Annotated in this window: 23 protein-coding genes; 11 read left to right on the forward strand and 12 right to left on the reverse strand. The window is 46.1% G+C overall.

From position 1 onward, the window contains the following. Positions 1-18 precede the first annotated feature (18 nt). From pyrF to ZMTM_RS05100, 8 genes are all read right to left on the reverse strand, one after another. On the reverse strand, positions 19-741 hold the full coding sequence (gene pyrF / locus ZMTM_RS05065; RefSeq protein ID WP_225907106.1) for an orotidine-5'-phosphate decarboxylase: 723 nt from the start codon (positions 739-741) through the stop codon (positions 19-21). Next, positions 738-1901: a lipopolysaccharide assembly protein LapB gene (gene lapB, locus ZMTM_RS05070; RefSeq protein ID WP_221765592.1), complete on the reverse strand. Its 1164-nt coding sequence runs from the start codon at positions 1899-1901 to the stop codon at positions 738-740. Before lapB ends, pyrF begins: the two co-directional genes overlap by 4 nt. A gap of 15 nt (positions 1902-1916) precedes the next feature. Continuing rightward, positions 1917-2222, reverse strand: coding sequence for a LapA family protein (locus ZMTM_RS05075; RefSeq protein WP_221765218.1), 306 nt, complete (start codon positions 2220-2222; stop codon positions 1917-1919). 146 nt (positions 2223-2368) lie between these two features. After that, complete coding sequence (locus ZMTM_RS05080; RefSeq protein WP_221765219.1) at positions 2369-2647, reverse strand: integration host factor subunit beta; 279 nt, start codon at positions 2645-2647, stop codon at positions 2369-2371. Between the two features lie 14 nt (positions 2648-2661). Beyond that, positions 2662-4377 carry a 30S ribosomal protein S1 gene (gene rpsA, locus ZMTM_RS05085; protein ID WP_221765220.1) on the reverse strand — a complete coding sequence of 572 codons (1716 nt, stop codon included), beginning with the start codon at positions 4375-4377 and terminating at the stop codon, positions 2662-2664. Positions 4378-4479: 102 nt separating this feature from the next. Further along, entirely contained in the window at positions 4480-5139 is a 660-nt protein-coding gene (gene cmk, locus ZMTM_RS05090; RefSeq protein WP_221765221.1) for a (d)CMP kinase, read from the reverse strand. Positions 5140-5146: 7 nt separating this feature from the next. Then, on the reverse strand, positions 5147-6439 hold the full coding sequence (gene aroA, locus ZMTM_RS05095) for a 3-phosphoshikimate 1-carboxyvinyltransferase (protein ID WP_221765222.1): 1293 nt from the start codon (positions 6437-6439) through the stop codon (positions 5147-5149). Beyond that, positions 6439-7344, reverse strand: coding sequence for a prephenate dehydrogenase (locus ZMTM_RS05100; RefSeq protein WP_221765223.1), 906 nt, complete (start codon positions 7342-7344; stop codon positions 6439-6441). Before ZMTM_RS05100 ends, aroA begins: the two co-directional genes overlap by 1 nt. Before the next feature lie 191 nt (positions 7345-7535). Here ZMTM_RS05100 and ZMTM_RS05105 point away from each other — a divergent pair, with 191 nt between their 5' ends. The 7 genes from ZMTM_RS05105 to ZMTM_RS05135 all read left to right on the forward strand — a co-directional run bounded on the left by ZMTM_RS05105 (position 7536) and on the right by ZMTM_RS05135 (position 14825). Continuing rightward, positions 7536-7880 (forward strand): DoxX family protein, encoded by a 345-nt coding sequence (locus ZMTM_RS05105; RefSeq protein ID WP_221765224.1) that lies wholly within the window; start codon positions 7536-7538, stop codon positions 7878-7880. A 139-nt stretch (positions 7881-8019) separates the two neighbouring features. Then, positions 8020-9606 carry an ArnT family glycosyltransferase gene (locus ZMTM_RS05110; protein ID WP_221765225.1) on the forward strand — a complete coding sequence of 529 codons (1587 nt, stop codon included), beginning with the start codon at positions 8020-8022 and terminating at the stop codon, positions 9604-9606. After that, positions 9606-10388 carry a phosphatase PAP2 family protein gene (locus ZMTM_RS05115; RefSeq protein ID WP_221765226.1) on the forward strand — a complete coding sequence of 261 codons (783 nt, stop codon included), beginning with the start codon at positions 9606-9608 and terminating at the stop codon, positions 10386-10388. The genes ZMTM_RS05110 and ZMTM_RS05115 overlap by 1 nt, the downstream gene beginning before the upstream one ends. 9 nt (positions 10389-10397) lie before the next feature. Continuing rightward, positions 10398-11348 (forward strand): glycosyltransferase family 2 protein, encoded by a 951-nt coding sequence (locus ZMTM_RS05120; protein ID WP_221765227.1) that lies wholly within the window; start codon positions 10398-10400, stop codon positions 11346-11348. Continuing rightward, the gene (locus ZMTM_RS05125) at positions 11349-12146 is read left to right on the forward strand and encodes a phosphatase PAP2 family protein (RefSeq protein WP_221765228.1); all 798 of its coding nucleotides are present in this window, start codon (positions 11349-11351) and stop codon (positions 12144-12146) included. It abuts the gene before it with no gap. Positions 12147-12159: 13 nt separating this feature from the next. After that, positions 12160-13164 carry a lysylphosphatidylglycerol synthase transmembrane domain-containing protein gene (locus ZMTM_RS05130; RefSeq protein WP_221765229.1) on the forward strand — a complete coding sequence of 335 codons (1005 nt, stop codon included), beginning with the start codon at positions 12160-12162 and terminating at the stop codon, positions 13162-13164. Next, positions 13164-14825, forward strand: coding sequence for an ArnT family glycosyltransferase (locus ZMTM_RS05135; protein WP_221765230.1), 1662 nt, complete (start codon positions 13164-13166; stop codon positions 14823-14825). Before ZMTM_RS05130 ends, ZMTM_RS05135 begins: the two co-directional genes overlap by 1 nt. 1 nt (position 14826) lies before the next feature. Here the strand turns inward: ZMTM_RS05135 and ZMTM_RS05140 are convergent, their stop codons facing one another. Genes ZMTM_RS05140 through ZMTM_RS05150 form a run of 3 tightly spaced genes read right to left on the reverse strand, consistent with a single transcriptional unit; the run spans position 14827 to position 16980 of the window. After that, positions 14827-15543, reverse strand: a complete 717-nt coding sequence (locus ZMTM_RS05140; RefSeq protein WP_221765231.1) for an arginyltransferase — start codon at positions 15541-15543, stop codon at positions 14827-14829. Beyond that, positions 15530-16234, reverse strand: coding sequence for a leucyl/phenylalanyl-tRNA--protein transferase (gene aat / locus ZMTM_RS05145; RefSeq protein WP_221765232.1), 705 nt, complete (start codon positions 16232-16234; stop codon positions 15530-15532). The genes ZMTM_RS05140 and aat overlap by 14 nt, the downstream gene beginning before the upstream one ends. A gap of 17 nt (positions 16235-16251) precedes the next feature. Then, positions 16252-16980, reverse strand: coding sequence for a heavy metal translocating P-type ATPase (locus ZMTM_RS05150; RefSeq protein ID WP_221765233.1), 729 nt, complete (start codon positions 16978-16980; stop codon positions 16252-16254). 266 nt (positions 16981-17246) lie between these two features. Between ZMTM_RS05150 and ZMTM_RS05155 the strand changes: the two genes are divergently transcribed. Together ZMTM_RS05155 and ZMTM_RS05160 are read left to right on the forward strand one after the other, a co-directional pair. After that, positions 17247-18911 carry a sensor domain-containing diguanylate cyclase gene (locus tag ZMTM_RS05155; RefSeq protein ID WP_221765234.1) on the forward strand — a complete coding sequence of 555 codons (1665 nt, stop codon included), beginning with the start codon at positions 17247-17249 and terminating at the stop codon, positions 18909-18911. A gap of 39 nt (positions 18912-18950) precedes the next feature. Continuing rightward, the gene (locus ZMTM_RS05160; protein ID WP_221765235.1) at positions 18951-20141 is read left to right on the forward strand and encodes a mechanosensitive ion channel protein MscS; all 1191 of its coding nucleotides are present in this window, start codon (positions 18951-18953) and stop codon (positions 20139-20141) included. Positions 20142-20219: 78 nt separating this feature from the next. Here ZMTM_RS05160 and ZMTM_RS05165 read toward each other — a convergent pair whose 3' ends face one another. Then, entirely contained in the window at positions 20220-21506 is a 1287-nt protein-coding gene (locus ZMTM_RS05165; protein WP_318840542.1) for an OmpP1/FadL family transporter, read from the reverse strand. 282 nt (positions 21507-21788) lie between these two features. Here ZMTM_RS05165 and ZMTM_RS05170 point away from each other — a divergent pair, with 282 nt between their 5' ends. Both ZMTM_RS05170 and ZMTM_RS05175 read left to right on the forward strand, forming a co-directional pair. Continuing rightward, complete coding sequence (locus tag ZMTM_RS05170) at positions 21789-24035, forward strand: YgiQ family radical SAM protein (protein WP_221765237.1); 2247 nt, start codon at positions 21789-21791, stop codon at positions 24033-24035. Positions 24036-24049: 14 nt separating this feature from the next. Next, positions 24050-24940 (forward strand): TraB/GumN family protein, encoded by an 891-nt coding sequence (locus ZMTM_RS05175; RefSeq protein WP_221765238.1) that lies wholly within the window; start codon positions 24050-24052, stop codon positions 24938-24940. The last annotated feature ends 17 nt before the right edge of the window (positions 24941-24957 follow it).

Here is a 24957-nt window from a genome sequence, read left to right on the forward strand (position 1 = left end):
TAGGCAATGCACACTCAGTTATAGTGATTTTGTAATTTCAGCCACGATAGACTGTAGAGATGCAAGTGGATTTGTGGCTTGAGTAATGGGTCTACCGACGACCAGGTAACTTGCACCGAGTTGCAATGCTTTAGCTGGTGTCACTATGCGAGTCTGGTCATCAGACTTTGCATCTGCTGGTCTGATACCTGGAGTCACTAGGCAAAAATCAGCGCCTAGATGTTGACGTAAAACTGGAGCTTCTTGTGCTGAACAAACCACCCCATCTAATCCAGCTTGTTGTGTGAGTTGAGCAAGCTTTAATACTTGATCTTGTAGATTGCCAGCAATGCCGATTTGATTGAGTGTAGCTTGATCCATGCTAGTTAAAACGGTGACAGCTATCAACAATGGTTGTTGGCCACTTTTTGCTACCCCTTCTTTTGCCGCTTGCATCATTGCTAATCCACCAGAAGCATGCACATTGAGCATCCACACGCCTAGTCGGCTAGCGGCTTCACAGGCCTTGGCAACTGTGTTGGGAATATCGTGGAATTTAAGGTCGAGAAATACGTTAAAGCCTTTATTGACTAGCGTTTCAACCAGATGAGGCCCTGCCGCTGTAAATAGTTCTTTGCCTACTTTCAGGCCACATAATGCTGGATTTAATTGATTAACTAGCGCTAGTGCACTGGTGGCATCTGCGTAATCTAAAGCAACTATAATTTTTGATGCGTGAATTTTAGGGTTCAGTTGACTCATATTGCTGCTTCACTTGGTTCTGGCGGTAGTGATTCCCATGCGTTACATGCAGGGCATTGCCAATGATAGTTTTTGGCGCGGAAACCGCACTGATCGCAGCAATAGGCATTACGTTTGCCAATGGCGCGGCGGACAGTTTGCTGCATCAGTAGCGTATCTTGCTGCTCATTATTATCAATTTGGGCGCGGGCTTCTAGGAGTTGGTCTAGCGTTTGTAGGCTAGGTTGTTTTGCCAGCTCATCTCTGGCCAGCTTTGCCGCATTCTCTGGGCCTTCTTCAGCGAGTGTTGCTTGGTAGACTACATTCAGCAGGGCTGGTAGTTTGTAGGTTTGCTGGTAATACTTGAGCAGTTGCAAACCCTCTTCAATTTCACCAATGGCGCGATAACTGTTTAACAGTTTGTCGGCAATCAAACTCAAAAACTCTGGATCTTGTAATTCAATCCGTTTCCAGATGGAAATCGCAATTTTATGCGTGCCATTCACGGCTTCCATATCGCCCAACATGATATTGGCGCGTACGCAGTTTTTATTGGAATCCAGCGCCTTCTCAAGCTCGTATCTGGCCGTGTGGGTATCATTATTGAAGATGGATTTTACGGCCATTTCGCAATAGAACTGGGCCACTTCTTTACGGAAAGGCACGCCGGAGATGCGCTCTAGCTCAATGGTGGTTTTTACTGCACGTTCCCATTCACGCTCTCGTGTATAGATTTCAAGTAGTGCACGCAGGGCGGGTTGTTTGTAGCGTGTGTCATCAAGCGATTTGAATAGTTCTTCTGCACGGTCAAATAAGCCAGCTTTCAGGTAATCCTGCGCTAGCTCTGCCATGACGGCGAGTTTTTGTGGTTCTGGTAACTCTTTACGATCTAGCAGGCTCAAGTGTAAGTGAATGGCTCGATCTACCTCGCCACGACGGCGAAACAGGCTACCTAGCGCGAAATGCAGCTCGAGCGAATCTGCATTGGCTTCTACAGCTTCAGTGAATGCTTCAATGGCTTTGTCATGCTGATCTGAAATCAGGAAATTCAAGCCCTTGAAATAGGCCGCAGGTAGGGTGGTGGATTCTGAGAGCAGCTGTTTGATATCCACGCGAGCTGCGATCCAGCCTAGTGTGAAAAACAGCGGCAATGCCAGCAGCCACCAGTATTCAAACTCCATCATGATTGCGCTTCTTTATGTATTGGAGGTTGATGAAGTATTAGAAGCTGAGCTATTTATCACCGAGCTACTGGTCCTGAGAGACTTCAGCTCCCGTTGTATCGCAATTAATTTGCGGCGTTGCTTGATCAGCGGGCTAACGCAGGCAATCAGGCCAAACACTAGGCCAAGCGCAAATGTTGCTAACAGTACCAATGATAGAGGTGCTTCCCAGACAAAGCCCAAGTAATATCGAATCTGCACAGGTTCTGCGTTCTTGAATGCAAAGCCCAGCACAAAGATAAACAGGACCAGGCTAATTAAATTATATAAATATCGCATATCAAGATTTTACCTAAGCCAACTAGAAATAGCCCACTAAATCGTACAAAAAAGCCATAAAAAAAGCTGACTTCTTTATTGAAGTCAGCTTTTTAATTTGGTTTTATCAACTCGACGAGTTTTTAAAACCTATTTAAACCCGCCATTTAACCGTCAACGCGTTCACGTAACTCTTTGCCTGCCTTAAAGTGCGGTACGTATTTTTCTGGTACTTGCACTTTGGAGCCAGTTTTTGGATTACGCCCGAGACGAGGAGGACGGTAGTTCAAGCTGAAGCTACCAAACCCCCTGATTTCAATGCGTTCACCAGTCGAAAGATTATCCGACATGGAGTCAAGAATGGTTTTTACAGAAAGCTCTGCATCCTTAACAACTAGTTGCGGAAAACGTGCTGCCAGATTGGCAATCAGTTCAGATTTTGTCATGGCAGTTGCCTTGCTTACTCGTTATTTTTGCCATCAAGTTTCGCTTTCAACAGGGCACCAAGATTGGTGGTACCTGCTGCACCTGCAGAAGCGTCGTTGCTGTATTTTTGTACGGCATCGGCTTCTTCAGCGATATCTTTGGCTTTAATAGACAAGGTAATTGCACGTGTTTTGCGGTCTACGTTAGTAATACGTGCTTCGATTTCATCGCCAACCTTCAATGCAGTGGTCGCATCTTCGATTTTTTCGCGTGAGATATCAGCAGCACGAACGTAACCTTCAACTTCGCCATCTAAGGTAATTGTAGCGCCCTTAGCTTCAACTGACTTAACGGTACCCTTAACGATTGCACCCTTGTCATTCACAGTGGTGTAAGCGCCGAACGGATCGCTATCCATTTGTTTTACGCCCAGAGAGATACGTTCTTTTTCAACATCAATGCTAAGCACTAATGCTTCAAGTTCGTCACCCTTCTTAAAGTTGCGGATGGCTTCTTCGCCAGTTTGGTTCCATGACAAATCAGACAAGTGAACTAGGCCATCAATACCACCTGGCAAGCCGATGAATACACCAAAGTCAGTAATAGACTTGATCTGGCCAGATACTTTGTCACCCTTTTTGTGGGCTGCAGCAAAGTCATCCCATGGGTTAGCTTGGCACTGCTTCATGCCCAGTGACAGACGGCGACGATCTTCGTCGATCTCAAGAATCATGACTTCAACTTCATCACCCAATTGAGCGATCTTAGCTGGGTGTACGTTCTTGTTGGTCCAATCCATTTCAGAAACGTGTACCAGACCTTCGATACCTGGTTCAATTTCAACGAATGCGCCGTAGTCGGTCAGGTTGGTTACTTTGCCGAACAGGCGTGTGCTAACTGGGTAACGGCGGGTTAATGCAACCCATGGGTCATCGCCCAATTGCTTGATACCTAGTGATACACGGTTTTTGTCTTGATCGAACTTGAGGATCTTAGCTTCAACTTCTTCACCAACGGTGAGGACTTCTGAAGGATGCTTAACACGGCGCCATGCCAAGTCAGTAATGTGCAACAGGCCATCAATACCACCGAGGTCAACGAATGCACCGTAGTCGGTGATGTTCTTGACGATACCCTTAACGATTGCGCCTTCTTTCAGTGAGCCGATTAGTGCTTCACGGTCAGCACCCATGTTCTCTTCAAGTACAGCGCGGCGTGAAACCACAACGTTGTTACGTTTGCGATCCAGCTTGATAACTTTGAAATCCCATTCCTTGTTTTCGAATGGTGTAGTGTCTTTAACAGGACGCAAATCAACCAGTGAACCTGGAAGGAAAGCACGGATGCTGTTAACCATGACAGTCAAGCCACCCTTAACGCGGCCATTGACCATACCCTTAATGATGCGCGCTTCATTCATCGCGTTTTCAAGGTCTAGCCATGCAGCCAGGCGTTTAGCCTTTTCACGAGATAGCTTGGTTGAACCATAGCCATCTTCAAGTGTTTCGATCGCTACTTGAACGAAGTCGCCAACGCTAACTTCTAATTCGCCGCGATCGTTATGGAATTCTGTGGTCGGGATGATACTTTCAGATTTGAGGCCTGCATTAACGATAACGAAGTCGTCGTCAATTGAGATCACTTCTGCAGTAATCACTTCGCCAGAGCGCATTTCCTGACGAGCTAAACTTTCCTCAAAAAGGGCTGCAAAACTTTCGGTGTTGGTAGTGCTGGTTGCAATGGTAGACATTAAAAAAGATACCTAAATATAATCCCGCCGAGCAGCGGGGAAAATTAAAAAAAGCCATGAACTCGTGAAGTCCACGGCGCCTATTACTCACTTCTTGTGTTACTAGTTGCTTTGATCAAGAACAAACCTCACGGCTTGTTCTATACTTAAATCACTTGTTTCAAGCAATATTGCATCTTTTGCTTGTTGCAATGGCGCTACCGTTCTTTGCTGGTCACGCGCATCACGTTGCTGCAAGTCTAACAATATATCCGCTAGATTAGCATGGATTCCTTTTGACATCAACTGCTTATACCTTCTTTCGGCACGCACTTCAGCCGTCGCGGTTAAATAGATTTTGGTGTTGGCATCGGGGAATATGACAGTTGCCATATCACGCCCATCTGCCACCAAACCAGGCGCTTTGCGGAAACTATGTTGCAGTGATACCAACTCCAGCCTCAATGCGGGATGCACGGCTACTTGTGATGCGCCTTTACCCATTTCTTCGGTGCGCACCTCTTCGCTGACATTTTGTTCATTCAGGTAAATTTCGCCATCTTTAAAGCTAATGTTGAGCTTGCTTGCTAAATCTGCAAGCGATAGTCCATCCTGCCAAGAAATATTTTGAGCTTTAGCCGCAAGGGCGACGATGCGATAAAGCGCCCCAGAGTCCAGATAGTGATACCCGAGTTTTTTAGCGACCAATTGCGCCACTGTACCTTTGCCAGATGCTGAAGGACCATCTATCGCGATAACGGGAATATGTTGTTGGTTGCTCATATTGGCTTTAGTTTTGCGTAATTTGTGCGAAACGTTCGAAGTAATCTGGGAATGTTTTAGCCACGCAACCTGGGTCATTGATGGTGATTGGCACGCCACCTAGTGAAACCAGCGAAAAACACATCGCCATGCGATGATCATCGTAGGTATCAATCACAGCGTTCGGTGTTAACTTTTCTGGAGGCGTAATTCTTATATAGTCAGCGCCTTCTTCAACCGTAGCACCGACTTTACGAAGTTCGGTTGCCATGGCTGCCAAACGGTCAGTTTCTTTCACTCGCCAACTGGCGATATTGCGTAAAGTTGTTGTGCCGTCAGCAAATAGTGCTGCTATCGCTAATGTCATTGCGGCGTCTGGGATATGGTTGCAGTCCATATTTAATGCTTTAAGCTTATTATTAGTTGGACCTTTGGAAACTATCCAATTATCGCCCCAACTAATATTCCCATCCATTTTTGATAGTGCTTCTGTAAACTTTATATCGCCTTGGATACTATTTTTAGTTATGCCCTGAACACGCACTGGCCCAGCCCCAATAGCACCTGCAGCTAGGAAATAAGAAGCTGAAGAAGCATCGCCTTCTACAAAAATTCTTCCAGGACTTTTATAGTGACTATTCGCGGTAATCACAAAACGTTGCCAACCATCACGCTCAACTTCAACCCCAAATTTCGCCATTAGGTTCAGGGTGATTTCAATATAAGGTTTGGAGATTAACTCTCCAATGACTTCTATCGTGACGGTTTGCTTGGTCAATGGCGCTGCCATCAGCAACGCAGTCAGAAATTGGCTGGAGACATCACCGCGTATCTTGATGGGCTTGGATGCATCAATGCTTGCAGGCGATATTTTTAATGGTGGGAAACCTGAATTACCCAAATACTCAATATCAGCGCCAGCTTGGAGTAATGCATCCACCAAGTCACCGATAGGGCGCTCATGCATGCGTGCCACACCAGACAGGGTGTAATCGCCACCCAAAAAGGCAAGTGCTGCCGTAATCGGGCGAAAAGCCGTACCTGCGTTGCCGAGGAAAAGTTCAGCTTGTTTTATGTCAAAAGCCCCGTTGTTTCCCGTTACTTGCCAATCACGCTCACCTGTTTTTTGCAGCTTAATACCCAGCTTTTGCAATACATCCAGCATGCGATCGGTGTCGTCTGAAGCCAGTAAGTCGCGAATCTCTGTAGTACCGCTTGCCAGCGCAGCCAGCAATAAAGTGCGGTTAGAAATACTCTTGGAGCCAGGCAAAGTGATTGTGCCGCTAGCCTTTGTGTGTGGTTTGAGTGCTAATGATTCCATTATTGCTTATCAGTTTGTTCTTTATCGGTGATAGCTTGTTGATGCGCCCAAGCATTGCGCGCTGCACTTGCTCGCTCAAATAAACTTTGCAAGCCTGCACTATCATTATTTTTCAGTAGATTTTCAATCAGGCTTAATTGCGTTTGGTAAGCAGCTAGTTCCCCCAATAAAGCCTTGCTGTTGGCCAAGCTTATGTCGCGCCACATCTCGGGTGAGCTGCCTGCAATACGGGTGAAGTCTCTAAACCCGCTGGCTGCAAACTTGAAGAAGTCCTGCGCATCTGGTCGAGTGGCTAGTTCTTCTACCAATGCAAATGCCAGCAAGTGTGGTAAATGGCTAACGGCGGCAAAAATGCTGTCATGTTGAGTAGGGGGCATTCGATTGATCACCGCGCCTGTAGCCTGCCACATAGCGGTTACCATATCAATCGCTGTTGAGTTTGTGCCTGCGATAGGTGTAATAATCACGTTTTTGCCGAAATAAAGCGTGGCATTTGCAGCAGTTACACCACTTTTTTCAGCGCCAGCGATAGGGTGTGCAGGTACAAACTGGCTAACACGTTCACCTAGGATGCTGGTTGCGTAATCCACTACATCTGCTTTCGTGCTGCCAGCATCTGTGATTACGGTGTTTTTGTTCAGGTGCGGCAAGATGAATTGCAAAATGGCTGGTGTTTGCGCAACAGGCGTTGCAATCAAAATCAGCGTGGCGCTTTCTAGTGCCTGGCCTAAATCGATGCCAATTTCATCGATGACACCTAGCTTCTGTGCTGTTTGCAGGTTGGTATCATGCAATTGCAGTGCCCGACCAATGCCAACGATATGTAGTTCTGGGTATGCTTTGCGCAACGCAAGCGCAACGGAGCCGCCAATTAGCCCAACTCCAAAAATCACCAGTTTTTTCACAGATGAAACCCTGAAAACCAAACCAGTATTGTAGCATTCTTCAAATTCACTGGCTTAGCCCTTAAGAGCAATGTAAATTCAGTATTGTTGACCTATTTGGAATATATCTAACGATGCCATTATTCAATCCATTCAGAAATCGATTGCCTACAAGCAAACGCTTGGCAATCTTTTTTGTATTTATATAGTTCTTGATTGGAGGCATTGGCCACTTTGTTAAGCCTGAGTTTTTCCTGAAAATTATGCCGCCATATTTGCCTTACCCACTTGCCTTGGTTTATATCAGTGGTTTCTTTGAGTTGCTCGGCGCGTTTGGATTGTTACTGGCAAAGTATCGAAAATGGGCCGGTAATGGCTTGGTGTTATTGACCATTTGCGTAACGCCAGCGAATATTTATATGTGGCAACACCCTGATTTATTCCGTGACATTCCTGAATCGTTGCTTGCTTTCAGGCTGGTGTTTCAGGTGGCGTTTATTATATGTATTTGGTGGTCAACTCGTCCCAACAAACGTCGCTTCTTTAATTTCTCATGATGAAATTAAAACGTAACCAGAGCCTTCGATCACTAAATTTATCAACCAAGCGCTAAATAAATATAGAATAGTGGTTCTTTAAGTTTGCCTTTCAGCCCTATCAATTCACACGGTTTATCGCCACTTTCTTAGACTACCCATGCCACGCTATTCAACCGACTTCCTGTCTCGCAAATCCGTCCTCTTTTTGGTTGTTGTTGGATTGTGCTTATTAGCGGTTATTCGTTCTGTGTATGGGTTTTATCAGCCGATTCCGTTGCAGGTGGATGAAGCTCAGTATCTGGGCTGGGCACATGATATCGCAGCTGGTTATTACTCTAAACCGCCTTTTATTGCTTGGGCATTGGGTGGCGGGGCAGCTATTTGCAACGGCTTAGGTATTCAGCAGATTGAAGGCTGTACCCGCATGCTGCAATCGCCCGCGCTTTTGCTATCAGCAATTGCCATCGCACTCACGGCTTTTCAACTGTTTGGCAGCAGAAAAATAGCGGTTGCCAGCGCATTGCTGTTTCTGACTATGCCTTTGAGTGGTTTTTACGGATTAGTGGCCAGTACAGATGCATGGCTATTTTTATGGTGGTCTTTTGCTTTACTGGCCTTTGTGGTGGCGCAGAAAGAAGATAACTCTAGTTTAGTGCCTTGGATTTTATGTGGCATTGCTCTAGGTTTTGGATTGCTAACCAAATACTCCATGGGGATATTCGTATTCAGCGCGGTCATCTGGTTATTGATGCAGAAAAGACTGTTTACCAAAGCGCCTTTTATTGCTGGTCTTACCGCTTTTATCGTATTTCTACCCAATATACTCTGGAACATAAAAACAGGGTTCCCCACACTTACGCACCATCTGGAGCTTTCACATGTAGATACGGCCGTCTCTGCGGGGTGGGATTTATATGAGCGCTTTAACGAGTTGTTCGGGTTTTTTAGCGCGCAGTTCTTGATGTTTGGCCCACTGGCATTTTTGGCATTACTGATTATCAGCAGCGGGTTTGGCGGGCAAGGGTTCACCGCGGTCGAGCGCAAAAGTCAGGGATTATTGCTGGTATTTACTTGGCCTATGCTGGGTATTATTCTGCTACAGGCGTTCATGAGCCGTGCGCATGGTAACTGGGCAGCGCCAGCTTATGTCGCAGCGAGCATTCTCGTGACCGCTTACTGGTTGGGCGTGCAAGATAACAGGCTGGGTGCAAAGCCCAAGATTGCCCTGCGTACTAGTGCATTCTCCACCACGATTATTGTTGGCCTGATTGTTTCTGTTCTTATCATGATTGCGCCGCACTGGAGTGCCAGTCATGAAGAAGTCCGCACCTCACAAAAAAACCCGTTACGTAAATTAAAAGGCTGGAAAGAAGCCGCTTTGTGGGCACAGCAACGAGTCCAGCAACAGCCGATGCATGTGATGTCTGATGATCGAGATATGCTGGCGGCATTGTCTTCTTATGGCTATCCCGAAATCTATCCTCCGCTTGCATGGAACCCCAGCCAGCATAAAGACAGCCATTACCGCTGGTTTTATGATGTTAAAGATGCGACGGAGTTGAATAAAGGCGAGATACTAGTCCTATTGGTTGGCCCATCGACTGGGATTGATTTAGGCCAGCTTGAGCGTAGTTTTGAGCAGGTCACGCCTATCGATGATGCCAATCTGGCAGCGATTCCACTGGGTGGCAACAATTACAGAGCTTGGGCATTCATCGTACGTGGTTTCAAGGGTTATCAATAATGACTAATCTAGCCCTTCAGTCTTATATTGATTTAGCCCAGAAAAGAAGTATTCAAGCCCTTAAATACGCCATTCCTTTGGCTTTATTGCTTGCTGCCATTTTTTATTTATTCCCTAGTATTGATCTTACGGCGAGTGCGTGGTTTTACGACCACCAGTTGCGCATTCATCAACTGGCGAACGCATTGAGTCAGCCTGAAACCGATTTATCCATCAACACTGGCTTTCCATTAGCGACTTCCAGATTTCTCATTTTTGTCTATGCCGCGGTTGATGTGCTTTCAAGGGCTGCACTGATTATTTCAATGTTACTATGCGTCTTTTTCGCTATCAGGAAAAACGCTCGCTTTCTGCCAGCATTAATCGTAACTTTAAGCCTGATCGCGGGGCCGATTTTAGCTGTCAACGGTGGATTAAAAGAGCATTGGGGCAGGGCGCGTCCGAGAGACGTGGTGGAGTTTGGCGGCACACAGCAGTTCACGCCAGCCTGGGTAATCTCAGATCAATGTACTCATAATTGCTCTTTTGTCACAGGGCATGGTGCTGCAGCATTTGCTGTGACCATAGGTTTTTTTGTGAGCAGGCGTAAGGCCTGGTTGGCGGGCGGATTGCTATTCGGCGGATTGATTGGCCTGACAAGAATGATGAATGGCGCGCATTTCTTAAGTGATGTGACATTTTCGTTCTTTGTGGTGTTCATTGCTGCGGCGCTTGTCGCTTTTATCGTCTCAAAAGTTTGGCCAGTAAAACAGGGTGTACTAAACACCTCAGCTAATAAGTAAAAGGGTTTTATGAAAAAAGTCTCTGTTGTTATTCCCGTCTATAACGAAGTCGAGAATATTGAAGCCATGGTCAAAGCAGTGGGCGATGCTTTACTGCCAACCAAGCGCGAATTCGAATTGATATTGATTGATGACGGCTCACGCGATGGCTCACGCAAAATCATACAGCAAGTAGCCAAAACGACTGCTTGGCTGAAACCACTGTATTTTGCGCGCAATTATGGCCAGTCAACGGCGATGCAGGCGGGTTTTGACCATGCTGTTGGTGACTATATCGTGACGCTGGATGGTGACTTGCAGAATGATCCAGCTGATATTCCCACCTTACTCAAAATGCTGGACGATGATCCTGAGATTGACTGTGTCAGTGGCTGGCGTAAAGACCGTCAGGATGCAACGCTCTCACGCAAGATTCCTTCCATGATTGCCAACGCACTCATTTCTAAGATTACCCGTGTGCAACTGCATGATTACGGCTGTGCCTTGAAAGCTTATCGTGGCCAGATTTTGCGTGACTTGAAACTATATGGCGAATTACATCGCTTCATCCCCGCATTGGCGGTGGAAGTGGGTGCAACCATTGTAGAAGTGCCAGTGAACCACAGAGCGCGTGTGGCTGGTGTATCAAAATACGGCATTGATCGTACTATCCGTGTATTGCTGGATTTGCTCTGGATCCGCTTTACCATGCGCTTCTTGCATCGCCCTATCCATGCGTTTGGTGGTATTGCCATGCTGATGCTAGTCCTAGGTCTAGGTACATTAGGCTGGCTCACCTTTGAAAAATTGATTATGGGTGTTGATATCGGTGGCCGTCCCTTGCTAATGCTGGGTGTGTTATTCACTTTGGTCGGCATTCAATTGCTTGCTACGGGCCTGATCGGTGAATTGCTGATTCGTATCTATCACGAGCCTGAAGGCCGCAAACAGTACATCCTAAAAGACATGGATAGTCATTAATTGCAGCTAAGCCATTCATATCGGGCGGTTTCAGCCTATGTTTTGCTCATCCTGATAGCACTTTGGCTAGGGTTTCTGTTTGAGAAAAGTGCACTAAACGGTGCCATTTTTACAGCAATCAATTCACAAATGCCTGTGTGGGGCGGCCCCTATATCTGGGGTTTTCTCACTTCACTAGGTGATACAGCTGTTGCCGTTGTTCTGCTATGGCTGTTGTTACCCAAAACCAAAGCTTGTTTGGCGCGCTTATCAATTGCGGTATTAGTTGGCGGCATTGCATCTAATGCGCTCAAGGCATTTTTTCACTACCCACGCCCTTTGGCATTGACGCCAGATGTAATGGTGGTAGGCCCATCCTTGCACCACAATGCATTTGTTTCGGGCCATACCCTGACTGCGTTTCTAGTCGCAGCATTGTTGATGCTGACCTACAAAAAACAGGGCTTGGCATTGATATTATTGATCGCTTGTTTTGTTGGTATATCAAGAGTGATGGTAGGGGCACACTGGCCTGCTGATGTGTTGACAGGCGCAATCGTTGGCTGGAGCCTGGGGGCTATCATCAATCTTCTCACGGACAATATTCAGCCAACATTAGAACGTGTGCTGGCTTATGCTGGCTGGGTGTTGGTCGTTATTGCGCTAGTGTTCATGCTGCTTGGCAAAATGCAGAATATTCATAAAGTGATTGTGTTCTGGCAGGCATTTGCCGTATTCGGGTTTGCTATGCTGATTCCGAAATTCCGGCATGCCTTGAGCAGGCTGTTTGCCAATAAAAAGCCAGTTTCGCCTGCTTAGCTGAATCCTTAACGTGTCTAAACACCCAATTATCAATCGAATCATCAAACGCTTTTTTCGCCCAGTGTTAGGGTTGGTACTAATTGCTTTGCTGATCAGCCAGCTTGATACAAAAAAGCTACTCAATGTGCTCGCCAATGCGGACTATGGCTGGTTCTTTCTGGCTTGTATTTTGTTAATCATTTCAAATCTACTTTCGGTCGCCCGCTGGAAAAAAATCGTTAATCATCTGGGCCTGGCGATTAGCTACATCAGGCTGGTATTCCTTTATGCGCAAGCATTATCGGCGAATATAGTATTGCCGGGCGGCATAGTGGGCGGCGATGTTTGGCGGTCGCTGGGTCTAGTCCGTTACAGGGAAAAGATTGTGACGCAAGTGCCAGCATTTACTCATGCCGATGCTGCTGCCAGCGTATTGCTGGATAGAGTAGGTGGGCTATGGAGTTTGTGCCTATTTTCTTTTGTAGCAAGCCTGCTTGTTTTAGGCATGGCGACTGAGAATAACTTACAGGGCATCACCCAGAGCTTGCTGGTTAGCTACGTTGTATTTCTCGGCGCTGCGGTAATCGTTCCGATTCTCCTTGGTTTCGTGGCATTACCATTGCTAGAAGCGGCAATCACTTTAGCTACCCATAGAGTTTTGAAAGCGGGAATTGAAACGCTACTCAAAATCGCGACAAACATGCATCTGCTTTTTAGCACTTTGATAGAGTCGCTACTAGTGCAAGCTACAGCAATTGCCGCCCTGTATCTCTGCTTAAAGGCAGTCGGAGTGGAGATGAGTTTTGCACTGGTTGCTGCGGTAAGCCTAGCGATATTTTTGGCGGCGATTATTCCAGCCGCTATCAGTGGTTTTGGCGCACGTGAATTAGCTGCTGTCGTCGTGCTTGGTTATTTAGGCGTGCACGCTGAGTCTGCTTTTGCTGCGTCTGTACTTTTCGGCCTCGCAGGTACTTTGCAAGGGTTTATCGGGATTTACTTCTGGATTAAGAAAGAACCTCAGGAAATAACTGTTTGATGCAAAACGCTAAACTCACAAACCTCTTACTTTGGGCGCTAGCCGCCATTATCATGATCTGGGGCATAGGCCATGTACCGCTCACAGATGTTGACGAAGGTGCCTTCGCTGAGGCCAGCCGTGAAATGCTTTCTCGCGGCGATTTTATCTCGCCTTGGCTGCTAGATGCACCACGTTTTGACAAACCTGCCCTGATTCACTGGCTACAGATCGCATCCATGCAGGTATTTGGTATCAATGCCTTTGGCGCGCGATTGCCATCTGCATTGGCGGGGCTGTTATGGCTATTTGTGGTAGCGCAATGGAGTAAAGACATTGCTGCCCGCGTTGGTGTTTCTGGTAACGCAAGATATTTTGGCCTGCTGATCGCCATGACTTCTATCGCAGTGCCAGCGATTTCAAGGGTAGCCACGGCGGATGCGCTATTGAATGGATTGCTGGCAGTTTCACTCTACTTTCTCTGGCGAGCTTTGCTTGCAGTAGATGATGCCAGTTTAAAAAAATATGGGCGCCTAACGGCCATATTCATAGCCCTTGGTTTGTTGACCAAAGGCCCAATTGCAGTGCTAGTGCCAGCTGCAGCAAGTTTTCTCACTGTTTTAGTCGTTCCAAGCAGATTTAAAAATTGGCGCAAAGTCGCGTTTGATCCTATCGCATGGACTTTGGTGATTGGGATTGCGCTGCCTTGGTATGTGTTGCAATACCAGGCACAAGGCATGGCATTCATTCAGGGGTTTTTCGGCAAACATAATCTCGGCCGCTACACAGGTACCATGCTCGGTTTCAGTGGTGGTTTTTGGTATTACCCAGCATGGATGCTGGTCTCGCTATTGCCTTGGATACCTTTATTGTTCCGCACGCTGGCTGAATTACTGTTCAAACGTAGTAGCCCGTTACGTCAATCTGTAGCGACCTTGCTCTGGGTGTTGCCCTTATTCGTGCTGGTATTTTTCTCTTTCTCGGCCACCAAGCTGCCCCATTATGGGTTTTATGGATTAACGGGATTATTTGTCATGATGGCACTCACGCTGGCCATCAAATCAAACCCGATTGAAGTGACAAAGCCTTCACCATTGTTGGTGGATAGACTCTGGATTTCAGCGCTATTAACGGTATTCGTATGTACCCATCTCTGGGCAGGCAAGCTTTCCAGCCTAACCAGCGAGCCATATTACAAGCTCGTGTTGGAGAATGCTGGCGCAATGCTTGTGCAACATGCAGATTGGTCGGTGGGTATCGCGGCGCTAGGTATCGCCTTATTATTGCTGCCCCAGGACCTGATTAAACGTATTGCTGGTTTACATACCATTCCATCTAACGCTTGGCGTTTAGGTGCCGGTGCGGTGAGTTTTGCTATTTGTCTGCATTTGATTTTTGTTCCTACCGTGATTGCTGCATTGAGAGCCCCGATATTGAACGCAGCGTTGGAAGTTAGAGCAATTCAAACGCCAGTAGTCAGTTGGCAACTATCAGCGCCCAGTCTTTCATTTTCTGCACAGCGGGTGATTCCATCGCAAGAGCCTAAGCCAGGCGATACGGTGGTGATGTTTGAGAAACATCACCAACAATTGATGGAGTTACTAGCGACAAAATATGCTGGCGTGAGTGTTACGCAGCTTTGGCATGAGGGTGGAGTGGAAATTGTTAAGCTTAGTGAGTAACTTAAAGCAGTTGCCATTCACCATCAATCAATGCTTCTTGCGGTACAAAGTTCTGTTTGTAGGCCATCTTGGGGCTCTCTTTTATCCAGTAGCCCAAATATAGATAATCGAGTTTGAGCCGTTTGCACCATTTGATCAGCCACATCACGTTATAAGTGCCATAGCTGGCATGAGCATCGCTGGCATCGTAAAACGTATAAACCGCAGATATGCCATCGCTGACGATATCCACTACGCTCACCATTTTGAGCTGATCGCCTAGCCTGAATTCCACCATCACGCTTTCCACATTGCTTTGAACGAGAAAATTGCGATACTGCTCGGCGGATTCCTGATCTTTGTTACCTGAATGGCGTGCTACTTGGTAAGCGGTATAAAGCGCAAAATGCTCCTCGCTGAACTCCAGTGGAATGATGGCGACAGAAAGACTCTCGTGGGACTTGACTGCACGGCGCTGGCTACGTTTAGGGATGAAATCATTGATAGGGATACGCACGGGAATACACGCATTGCAAAGCTCGCAATGTGGGCGATAAACGAATTTACCACTCCGTCTAAAGCCCAGTTGAATCAAGCCATTGTAGGTTTTGGCATCTACTAAGTGCTGTGGCGAGGCAATCAGCGATTGCGCCAATTTACTTTCAATATAGCCGCAGGCATACGGCGTAGTGACGTAGAACTGTAGCTTTGAAAGCGGAGCATCGTTAGGCAGGGTCATCTGACAAGTGTATCAATTTCGCCAGCCGTTGTGAAAATTCTGCGCGATCAATTTCGCGTGCGCCAAATGATGCCAGATGCGCAGTTTTCATCTGGCAATCAATCATCTCTACTCCTTCGGACTCTAATTTTTTGACGAGTGATACAAAGGCCAGCTTGGAGGCATCGGTCACATGATGAAACATGGATTCTCCATAAAACATGCGGCCTATTTTTACACCATATAATCCACCCACTAATTGGTTATCTATCCATGTTTCTGCGCTAACTGCATAGCCAAGTTCATGTAGCTTGCAATAGCCCTCGATAATGACATCTGTGATCCAAGTGCCGTCCTGGTCTGGTCTTGATGCCATCGCACACGCTTTCATTACCTGTTTAAATGCTGTGTTATAGCGTACTTCGTAGTCAGCTTTTTTCAGGCGTTTGTTGAGCGAGCGGGAAACGATGAGTTCATCGGGGAATAACACCATGCGAGGGTCAGGGCTCCACCACAGTATAGGCTGGCCTTCGCTAAACCAGGGGAATATGCCTTGTTGGTAGGCATTGAGTAAACGTTCGGCGGATAAATCACCGCCAATCGCCAGAAGCCCATTCGGTTGAGTCAATGCGTCTTGCAGTGGGGGAAAGGGCGTGTTTGTTTCTATTGCCGCGACTTTACCCCCATGTAGTTGATAGTAACTAGCCAACACAACGATCCTTGAGTAATTTACTTAAACAGCATCCAAAGCGCCATCGCCGCCATCAGTAAATCTTCAATAATGGTGATTGTGGACATCGGCAGATTAAATACGCTACCTAGACATGCACAGCGAATCTTCTGTCTATTTAGCACTGCGCGAATAACGCCGATTGAAGAAAAGCCCATCACCACTAGCGTGGCTAAATTAGTGAGGTTTTCTTGCCAACCAATCACATAGGCAATGCCAAGCCCTAACTCAATAAATGGGTAAATCAAGCCATAAGTATTCCAGCGCATAGCCAGTAGATCGTACATGGCATAACTATTCGCGAATTCACGCAAATTCAGTAGTTTGAAAAACGAAAATACGAGAAAGAAACCTGCCATGAAATTTGTCATGAAGTCATGGCTACTGAATTCGCCTTGAGCGATTTGTATCAATATACAAGTCAATAAAATATAACCAACAATCATTAATAGTGGCTTGTAAGTGCTGATCCACCCAGCTGCAGTGACCGCTTCTTCAGTATTCGGGGTGTTGGTACTCAAATTGCTTAATTGATAGCTACCAACAAGCGATAGCTGCTGATTGAGTTCGTTAATGCTCGATGCACTATTAGAAATGACCGCACGTGGTGGGTCTAAGCTGACCTTAACGTTTTCACCATATGGCCGCAGCGCGGCTTCTACCTTTGCTACGCAGCTACCACAGTGCATGCCAGTGACTTGAAATGTGAGTTCGTTTGGTTTTTTCATGATTGTGTTTGATTACTTGAGCCTTAGTTTCAGCTTGTTTATTAATCGGGAAGTTAATGAAATGAAAGCGCTATGATGGTGCTGATTAGTTTTGAGAGCGTCTTGTTATTACCATTTTTAAATAAAGTAATACTTTTGTATGCCGATAAGTAAATTATAAAAAGAATATTCAGTTGCCAGTACACGAGCAGAGTGAGGTTTCATGCTACGATTCAACGATATTATTTACTAACTTGTATACACTCGCTTAAAAGATACCAGCAGACATGTTAACACTGCTTAAACTGCGATATGCGTTCAAATGGATTATTGTCTGTTTAATCATCAATCTATCACTGGTTGGTACAGCCTCTGCCACTTCTGAGTTAGCCGAAACCCCCATAGAATTATCTGGGCTATGGTTTCAAGCGCCTGACCATTGGGCATATTACTATCAGTCCGATCTCTCAGATATTCATCTAACCCCAGTATTGGCGACTAAAAATACTGGCGGACATTTCTTCTTCCAATCTGATTTTACAGTTAGTAAGCCGGGCATATTGGTTGTTGATTTTAAGAACTCCAGTGTGATTGCTATGTTTCATCATTATGTATTTGATGAACAGGGAAATCTGGTTCAGGAAGTAGAAGGCGGTATCCAATCTAAAGCCAGCAATCCATTCCAGTTGAGGCATGGACGAGAACTCGATTTGCCAGTTGGCCACTATAGACTGGTTACCGAATTATCTTCGCCTTTTTATCTGGCGCAGCCGCAGCCGTATATAGATACCCACAGCCAATATGAGCAGCATATTAAAGCTGGCAATGCACTCGTCTTATTATGCCTAGGCAGCATGTTTGCCTTGATCGTTTATTTTGTTAGTCTGGCAGTGATTCGTCGCCAGATTACCGAGTTTATGTACTCCCTTTTTATTCTCGGCAATATTTTTTATAACGGCACTGCATTGCTGTTTTTCTCAGATTTATTAGGTATTCACTATTTTTACTTGATTAGCGTACCGATCCTGTTTAGCAATATTGCCTATATTTCTTTCGCGACTACGTTACTTAATATCAACAGGCGCAGCCATCACAAGCTTTACATTGTCTCTCAGGTCATAGTGGCTATCATGATAGGCCTTATTTTAATTGCGCCGTTTGCACCAAACTGGAGTCTTGAATTTGCCCGTTATGGTGTAGGCATGATGATGCCATTTGGACTTATTGCGGGTGCGATTTGTGCCTATCAGGGTAACCGCACAGCACGTACTTATCTTCTGGCGATTACCCCGTTCTTTGTAATTGGTTCATATGCCATCACAAATGCAAAACTTGATGGCATATATACGATTTACATTGAGCATATCGGTCTGCTGGCAGTGATGGTTGAAATGTTATTGCTATCGCTAGTTGTCGCCAGACAATTTGCGCAATTACATGAAGACAAGGAAATGGCATTGTATCTAGCAAAGGAACATTTGCGCGTTGCCCATACCGATGCACTGACGGGGTTGCCCAATCGCTATGCTTTGGACTTAACCTTAGCTTCGATGCCGCAAGCGGGAATGCTGGTGTTCCTGGATATGGATGGCCTCAAATTTTATAACGATAATTTTGGTCATAAAAAGGGCGATGAATTGCTTTGCACGTTCTCAACTTTAATGAGAAGCTCGCTACCCGAACCTTGTGGTCTGTATCGAATCGGCGGCGATGAGTTTGCAATCACTTGCCCCAGTGGCAATATAAAAATGATCGAACAAAAATTAGCTGACACTGTGAAAGGTGTTCACCATGCTGGCTTTGATTTTTCGGGCATGAGTTATGGTAGTGCTGTGATCAGTGAGGCTGAGGATAAAAATACATTGAAGCATTTGGCTGATACACGTATGTATGAGAACAAACGCCTGAAAAAACAAAAAGATACAGAAGATAAAAATAACGTAACTCAGTAGGTTCAGCATGTGTGTTTTAGTGTAAATAAAGGGGAAATCATGAAACAAAAGTCTGGCCTAATCTGGCCTTTTTTACTGTGCCTCGTATTACCATTGATAGCCGCATGGTTTGCTTACCCTGCAACACATGTGCCACCAGGTTACGGTGTATTTCCTCCCGAGTTCGTCCAAGCGCCACCCCCATTTAATCTTCTGGTCTTTTTAGCAGTGCTGGCTGTTGAACTAGTGTTTGCTGTGTTCTTACTGTTCCCAACCAAGTTTGGCTTTAAACCCGTGGATAGTCCTCCAGCCCCTGCGCTGATTGTTTATCCCATCTGGTTTTGGATAGGCGCTGCGTTCACCCTGTTTTTCTGGTGGCTAATGTGGGAGAAAGTCACGGTTTTTGGTGATCTGGTCTATTACGCTTTTACGCCACTATGGTGGGGGTTTATCCTGGTGCTGGATGGCTTGGTTTACAAGCGTAATCAGGGTTCTTCATTGCTGTCGAAGAAACCAAAAACTGTACTCATCAGTGCCGTGGTTTCAGTATTTGGCTGGTATTTCTTTGAATACTACAATTACTTCGCGCTGGGTAACTGGTATTACCCAAATGGCCATATGGCGGCCTTGCCACATAGCACGATAGTCTTTCTTTTCCTTATTGCTTATACGACTGTGTGGCCAGCGGTATTCGAGTGGTACACCTTGCTTAATACTTTTCCTAAACTGGTTGCACGCTATAGCCAGGGCCCAAAAATCTCTATACCGGGTAACTGGCTGATATGGCCTGCTTTGGCAGCAATTTTTATTATGGTGTTCTATCCTTATCCATTGTTCTGGGTATTATGGATTGGGCCTTTATTTGTGCTCAGTGGCGCGCTGATCAACCAGAAAGTATGGACGCCGTTTACTGCGCTGGCAGAGGGAAACTGGTCGCCTTTGCTGCTAGTGGCCATTGGCTCGCTATTTAATGGATTTTTCTGGGAAGTATGGAATTACGGTAGTGCGCATCCACAGACCTGGCTGCAGACCAACCCGAATTACTGGATTTACGATATCCCTTACGTCAATGTCATCCATATTTATGCGGAGATGCCATTGCTGGGTTATTTTGGCTATATGCCATTTGGCTTGCTGGTATGGATCGTCTTTATCTGGGCTGGGCAGCTATTCAATTTTGATACTAGCTTGGATTTGAGTGATACCAAGCCTTCATTGTGGAATAAGCTAAAAGCCTTGATAAGCAAATAGCCTGAAACCGCCATAAAATAAAAGCGCCTCTAAATGAGGCGCTTTTATTTTAAGTGAATCTTTTAAGAACGGTTGCTCTTACCACTCGCGGCTAACCATGAAGTGCAGAAATAATGCTTCGTTGCGTAATTCTGAGTTTGTACCAAATGGCAGCTGCACATTGGTGTAATCCACTTTTACCTGCGGGTCGTATTCTATGCCGCCTGTGAATGTCCATTCCGGGTCAAATTTATAGGCAGCGCCAAAAGTATAGTGGTGCTCTAGAATGGCCGCCAGATTGGGTGTGGTTGTATTGGTTGGTACCGGATTCTTTCCATAATTGTGCCCGGCGTAGAGCATGGTTTTATCATTCAGCTTATAAGCCAGGCCAGTGGCGATGACCCACTGGTTTTTCCAGTCTAGTGCCGAATTGGCCGAGAATACAGGACCATATGCGCTGGTGCTATCAGGGTCAGTTGCAGTCAAAGTGCTGCTTTTCATCGCATCAGCCCAGTTGATCCAGTTCAATTTTAATGAAAGTAAAAGATCGTCTGTCGCTTGGAAAGCTGCACCAATGGCGACTTCTCTTGGCAACGCAAAGCCTGAAATGCTGGCATTTCTATAGGTTACGATGCCATTACCAGCATCTGTTTGGTTAAATGAAATCCTGCCACCTGATAGCGGTAATTTGGTTTTATCGGTGAACGCAGCCCCAAGTGTTAATTGCGGAGTTGCTTTGTATTGCATACCGATTTTAAAGCTAGTTTTTATGGTATTAGCACCTTTTAATTCGTAGCCGTAAAAATTAGCTGGTTGGAAAGAGCTGTTAGGAAAAAGCTTCTGATCCAGGCTTGCATAGACGAGACCATAACTAATGCCCAGCGATAGTTTATCCGTTACTTGGCAGCCAATCCCAGGGGTGATTTTGGCTATGCCAAATAATGCAGAGAATCTATCTTGGCCACCACCTAAGGCAGGATTCACGTTGATATTCTTAAAAACGCCACCCGCTCCACCTTGTGCAAATAGCCCAATGCCGATGGTGCACGGCAAACTATCTAATGACATCGCGTAGCCACCACCACCCAGAGCGGTGTAGCGGTTCGATGCATTCTCGTTGTTACCAAATTGATCTTGGTGAGATAAGTCCAAGGTGCGCAACACAGATCCAAAGCCATTGAAGCGCTGGCCTTTGATTTGCGCGAGACCAGCGGGGTTCGTGTTTAGGGCGCTGGTGTCTCGGGCAACTGCTACATCTGCCCCCGCCATCAGTGTTGATTCCCCCCCAAAACCAATCAGGTTAATACCGTTAGTGGCATGGGCTGGTAAGCTAAGTGTTGTGAGTAGGCATGTGAAAGCCGCTACTTTTGAGGTAGATATATTCAATTGATTGATCATTTTCTATCAAAATGGCGAAAGTTGAAGTAATACAAAATAGACGTCTACTAATAGAACAATGCAATTGATGTTTATTGTTGTAATGCTATCAGCTTTTAACGGCGTGAATTTTGATAACCTAAGTGCTGAATGTGATTTTTATTTCTGTAATTTAATTGAAATATGTTCAGGATTTTAAAGTTCTTACTTTTGCTTACTGATTGATTCATAAGGCACAAAATCAACATTTAGTCAGACAATTGATCGCTTTGCCTGTAGAATGCGCAACTCATGGAAACATTGCGCTTAATAAATTCACATCGCCCTTACTGGGCAAAACGTTTTGGTACGGCTGGCTTTTTGCCTATGAGCCGTGCCGAAATGGATCAGCTAGGCTGGGATTCGTGCGACATTATCTTGGTGACAGGTGATGCGTATATAGATCACCCAAGCTTTGGCATGGCCTTGGTCGGCCGTTTGCTTGAGGCTCAGGGGTTTCGCGTTGGCATTATTGCGCAGCCAGATTGGCAATCCGCCGAAGCATTTAAAGCATTAGGTAAACCGAATCTGTATTTTGGCGTCACCGCGGGCAATATGGATTCCATGGTCAATCGCTATACCGCTGATCGTAAAATTCGCTCAGATGACGCTTATACTCCAGACGCAGCCGCCAATAAACGCCCAGACCGTGCCGTGTTGGTCTATTCACAGCGTTGCCGCGAAGCCTATTCAGATGTGCCTTTGGTGATTGGTAGCATTGAAGCCAGTTTGCGCCGTATCGCCCATTACGATTACTGGTCTGACAAAGTGCGGCGCTCTATATTGGTGGATTCAAAAGCCGATATCTTGCTTTACGGCAATGCTGAGCGGGCGTTGGTTGAATTGAGCCATCGTATCGCTAAAGGCGAAAAAATTGCGAATATTACTGATATTCGCGGCACTGCTTACCTGCGCAAAAACTTACCAGAGGGTTGGCAAGAAGTGGCTTCAACCAATCTTGATCGACCAGGTAAAGTTGATATGCCAATAGACCCGTATGCGATGGAGCCGGCAAAAGAACAAACGGGAAAATCCTGCGCAGAAACTTCTGCTAATGCAGCGGCAGAGGCGCCAGTTGAAAAAACCAATGTCATCCAGATTCACCGCAAACCCAAGGCTGATCGTGCCATGCAAGTCGTGCGTTTACCTGATTATGAAGAGGTCGCACGCGACCCTGTGCTATATGCGCATGCGTCACGTGTGCTGCATCTGGAAGCGAACCCTGGCAATGCACGTGCACTGGTCCAAAAACATGGTGACCGTGAAGTCTGGCTGAACCCGCCACCGATTCCACTGACGACCAAAGAGATGGATTACGTTTACGATTTGCCATACGCACGTAACCCGCACCCCGCTTATACAGGCACCAAAATCCCCGCCTGGGATATGATTCGTTTTTCGGTCAACATCATGCGCGGCTGCTTTGGCGGTTGCACGTTCTGTTCGATTACTGAGCATGAAGGCCGTATTATCCAGAGCCGTTCAGAAGAATCAATCTTGCGAGAAGTAGAAGAAATCCGCGATAAGGTAGAAGGCTTTACTGGCGTTATTTCAGACCTCGGTGGGCCTACTGCCAATATGTATCGCATGGCTTGTAAGAGCGAAAAGATTGAAAAATCTTGTCGCAAACTTTCATGTGTGTACCCTGGCATTTGCGAAAACCTGAATACTGACCATTCCGCATTGATTCAGCTTTACCGCAAAGCCCGCAGTATTAAAGGCGTTAAAAAGATATTGGTGAGTTCTGGCTTACGGTATGACTTGGCTGTGACTTCGCCAGAATATGTCAAAGAGCTGGTGCAACACCATGTTGGCGGCTACCTGAAGATCGCGCCTGAGCATTCTGAAGAAAACGTGCTCTCTAAGATGATGAAGCCGAGCATGGAGGCTTACGATAAATTCAAGGAAATGTTCGAGCGTTTCTCTAAAGAAGCGGGCAAAGAGCAATACCTTATTCCATATTTCATTGCCGCGCACCCCGGTACTACAGATGAAGATATGCTCAACCTAGCTTTGTGGCTCAAACGCTATGATTTCAGGCTCGATCAAGTGCAGACTTTTACGCCAACGCCGATGGCGATGGCCACTGCTATGTACCACTCAGGCAAAAACCCGTTGCGCAAAGTGACTGCTGACAGTGATGATGTACCTATCCCTAAAGCGGGCAATGTGCGGCGTTTGCACAAAGCCTTTATTCGTTACCATGACCCTAACAATTGGCCCATGCTGCGTGAAGCGCTAAAACGTATGGGGCGTGAGGATTTAATTGGTAGTGGCAAAAAGCATTTGATTCCTGCATGGCAGCCAATTGCAGCTAAGCCTATTGTGGCAGCATCAAGAACCAGAAAGCCAAATGAGGTGTCTCAAAAGGAAATATCTAAGCATCCAAGGCAGCCATTTAAATCTAATCTTTTTAAATCTGGCAAAACCAGTCAATCAGTTAGAACTCATATATCTGGTAGTGCCAAGCCTGCTAAGCCGAAATTTAATAATGATTGATAAGGTTTTTCGTCATGACATTAATAATTAACGGCCTCAAACGAGGCCTTTTTTCTATCTTGTTGTTGTGTTTTATTGGCAGCGCACAAGCCGCAAACACCAGCATGCTGTGGAAAGCAGTCGCCCCTAATGGCAAGGTCAGTTATCTGTTTGGCACCATGCATACCGATGATGAAAGGGTTAATGAGCTTGCTGCGCCTGTAATCAGTGCATTGAACGAGAGCCAGGTGTTTATGATGGAGGTGTTGCCAGGCAATGACCCCACTATTTATCAGATGAAAAACCAGAACCTGAAAGATTTGCTGACAGACAAAGAATGGGAGCAGGTCAAAACACTAGCGGATTTTCATTATCTGAACGGCAACATGGCCATGCACATGAAGCCTTGGCTCATGGCCATGACTTTCGACTTGCCCAAACCCGCTAGTGACTTCGCGCTAGATAACCAGTTATTGAGCATGGCAGAAGATCAGGATAAGGATGTACTCGCGCTAGAAGATACGACCCAGCATTTTGAGTTGCTGGATGATCTGACCATGAATCAGCAACTCACCATGCTGCGTGCAGTGCTAAAGCGCACGCAAGCACAAAAAGAGCGAGATTACCAAACGTTGGTAAAAGCCTATCTGACAGGTGACCCTGAGAAAACTGCAGCCATTGATGAAAAGCTTACTGCTGGCATTTTGCCGAAAGACCTCTGGTCAAAAATGCGCGTCAAGTTACTGGATGAGCGTAATCAGCAAATGGCCGCTCGTATTGCTGACCAAGGAACGCTTAATAGTTTATTTGTGGCGGTGGGGGCAGCACATTTGCCTGGTAAGAGCGGTCTGATTAACTTACTGAGAAATGCAGGTTACCAGGTTGAGCCTGTTAGTTTGAAAGCAGCATTCACCCATAAAAACTAAAGCTGCTAGTTGCAAGC

Origin of the sequence: Methyloradius palustris, from assembly GCF_019703875.1 — a bacterium.
Lineage (GTDB): Bacteria > Pseudomonadota > Gammaproteobacteria > Burkholderiales > Methylophilaceae > Methyloradius > Methyloradius palustris.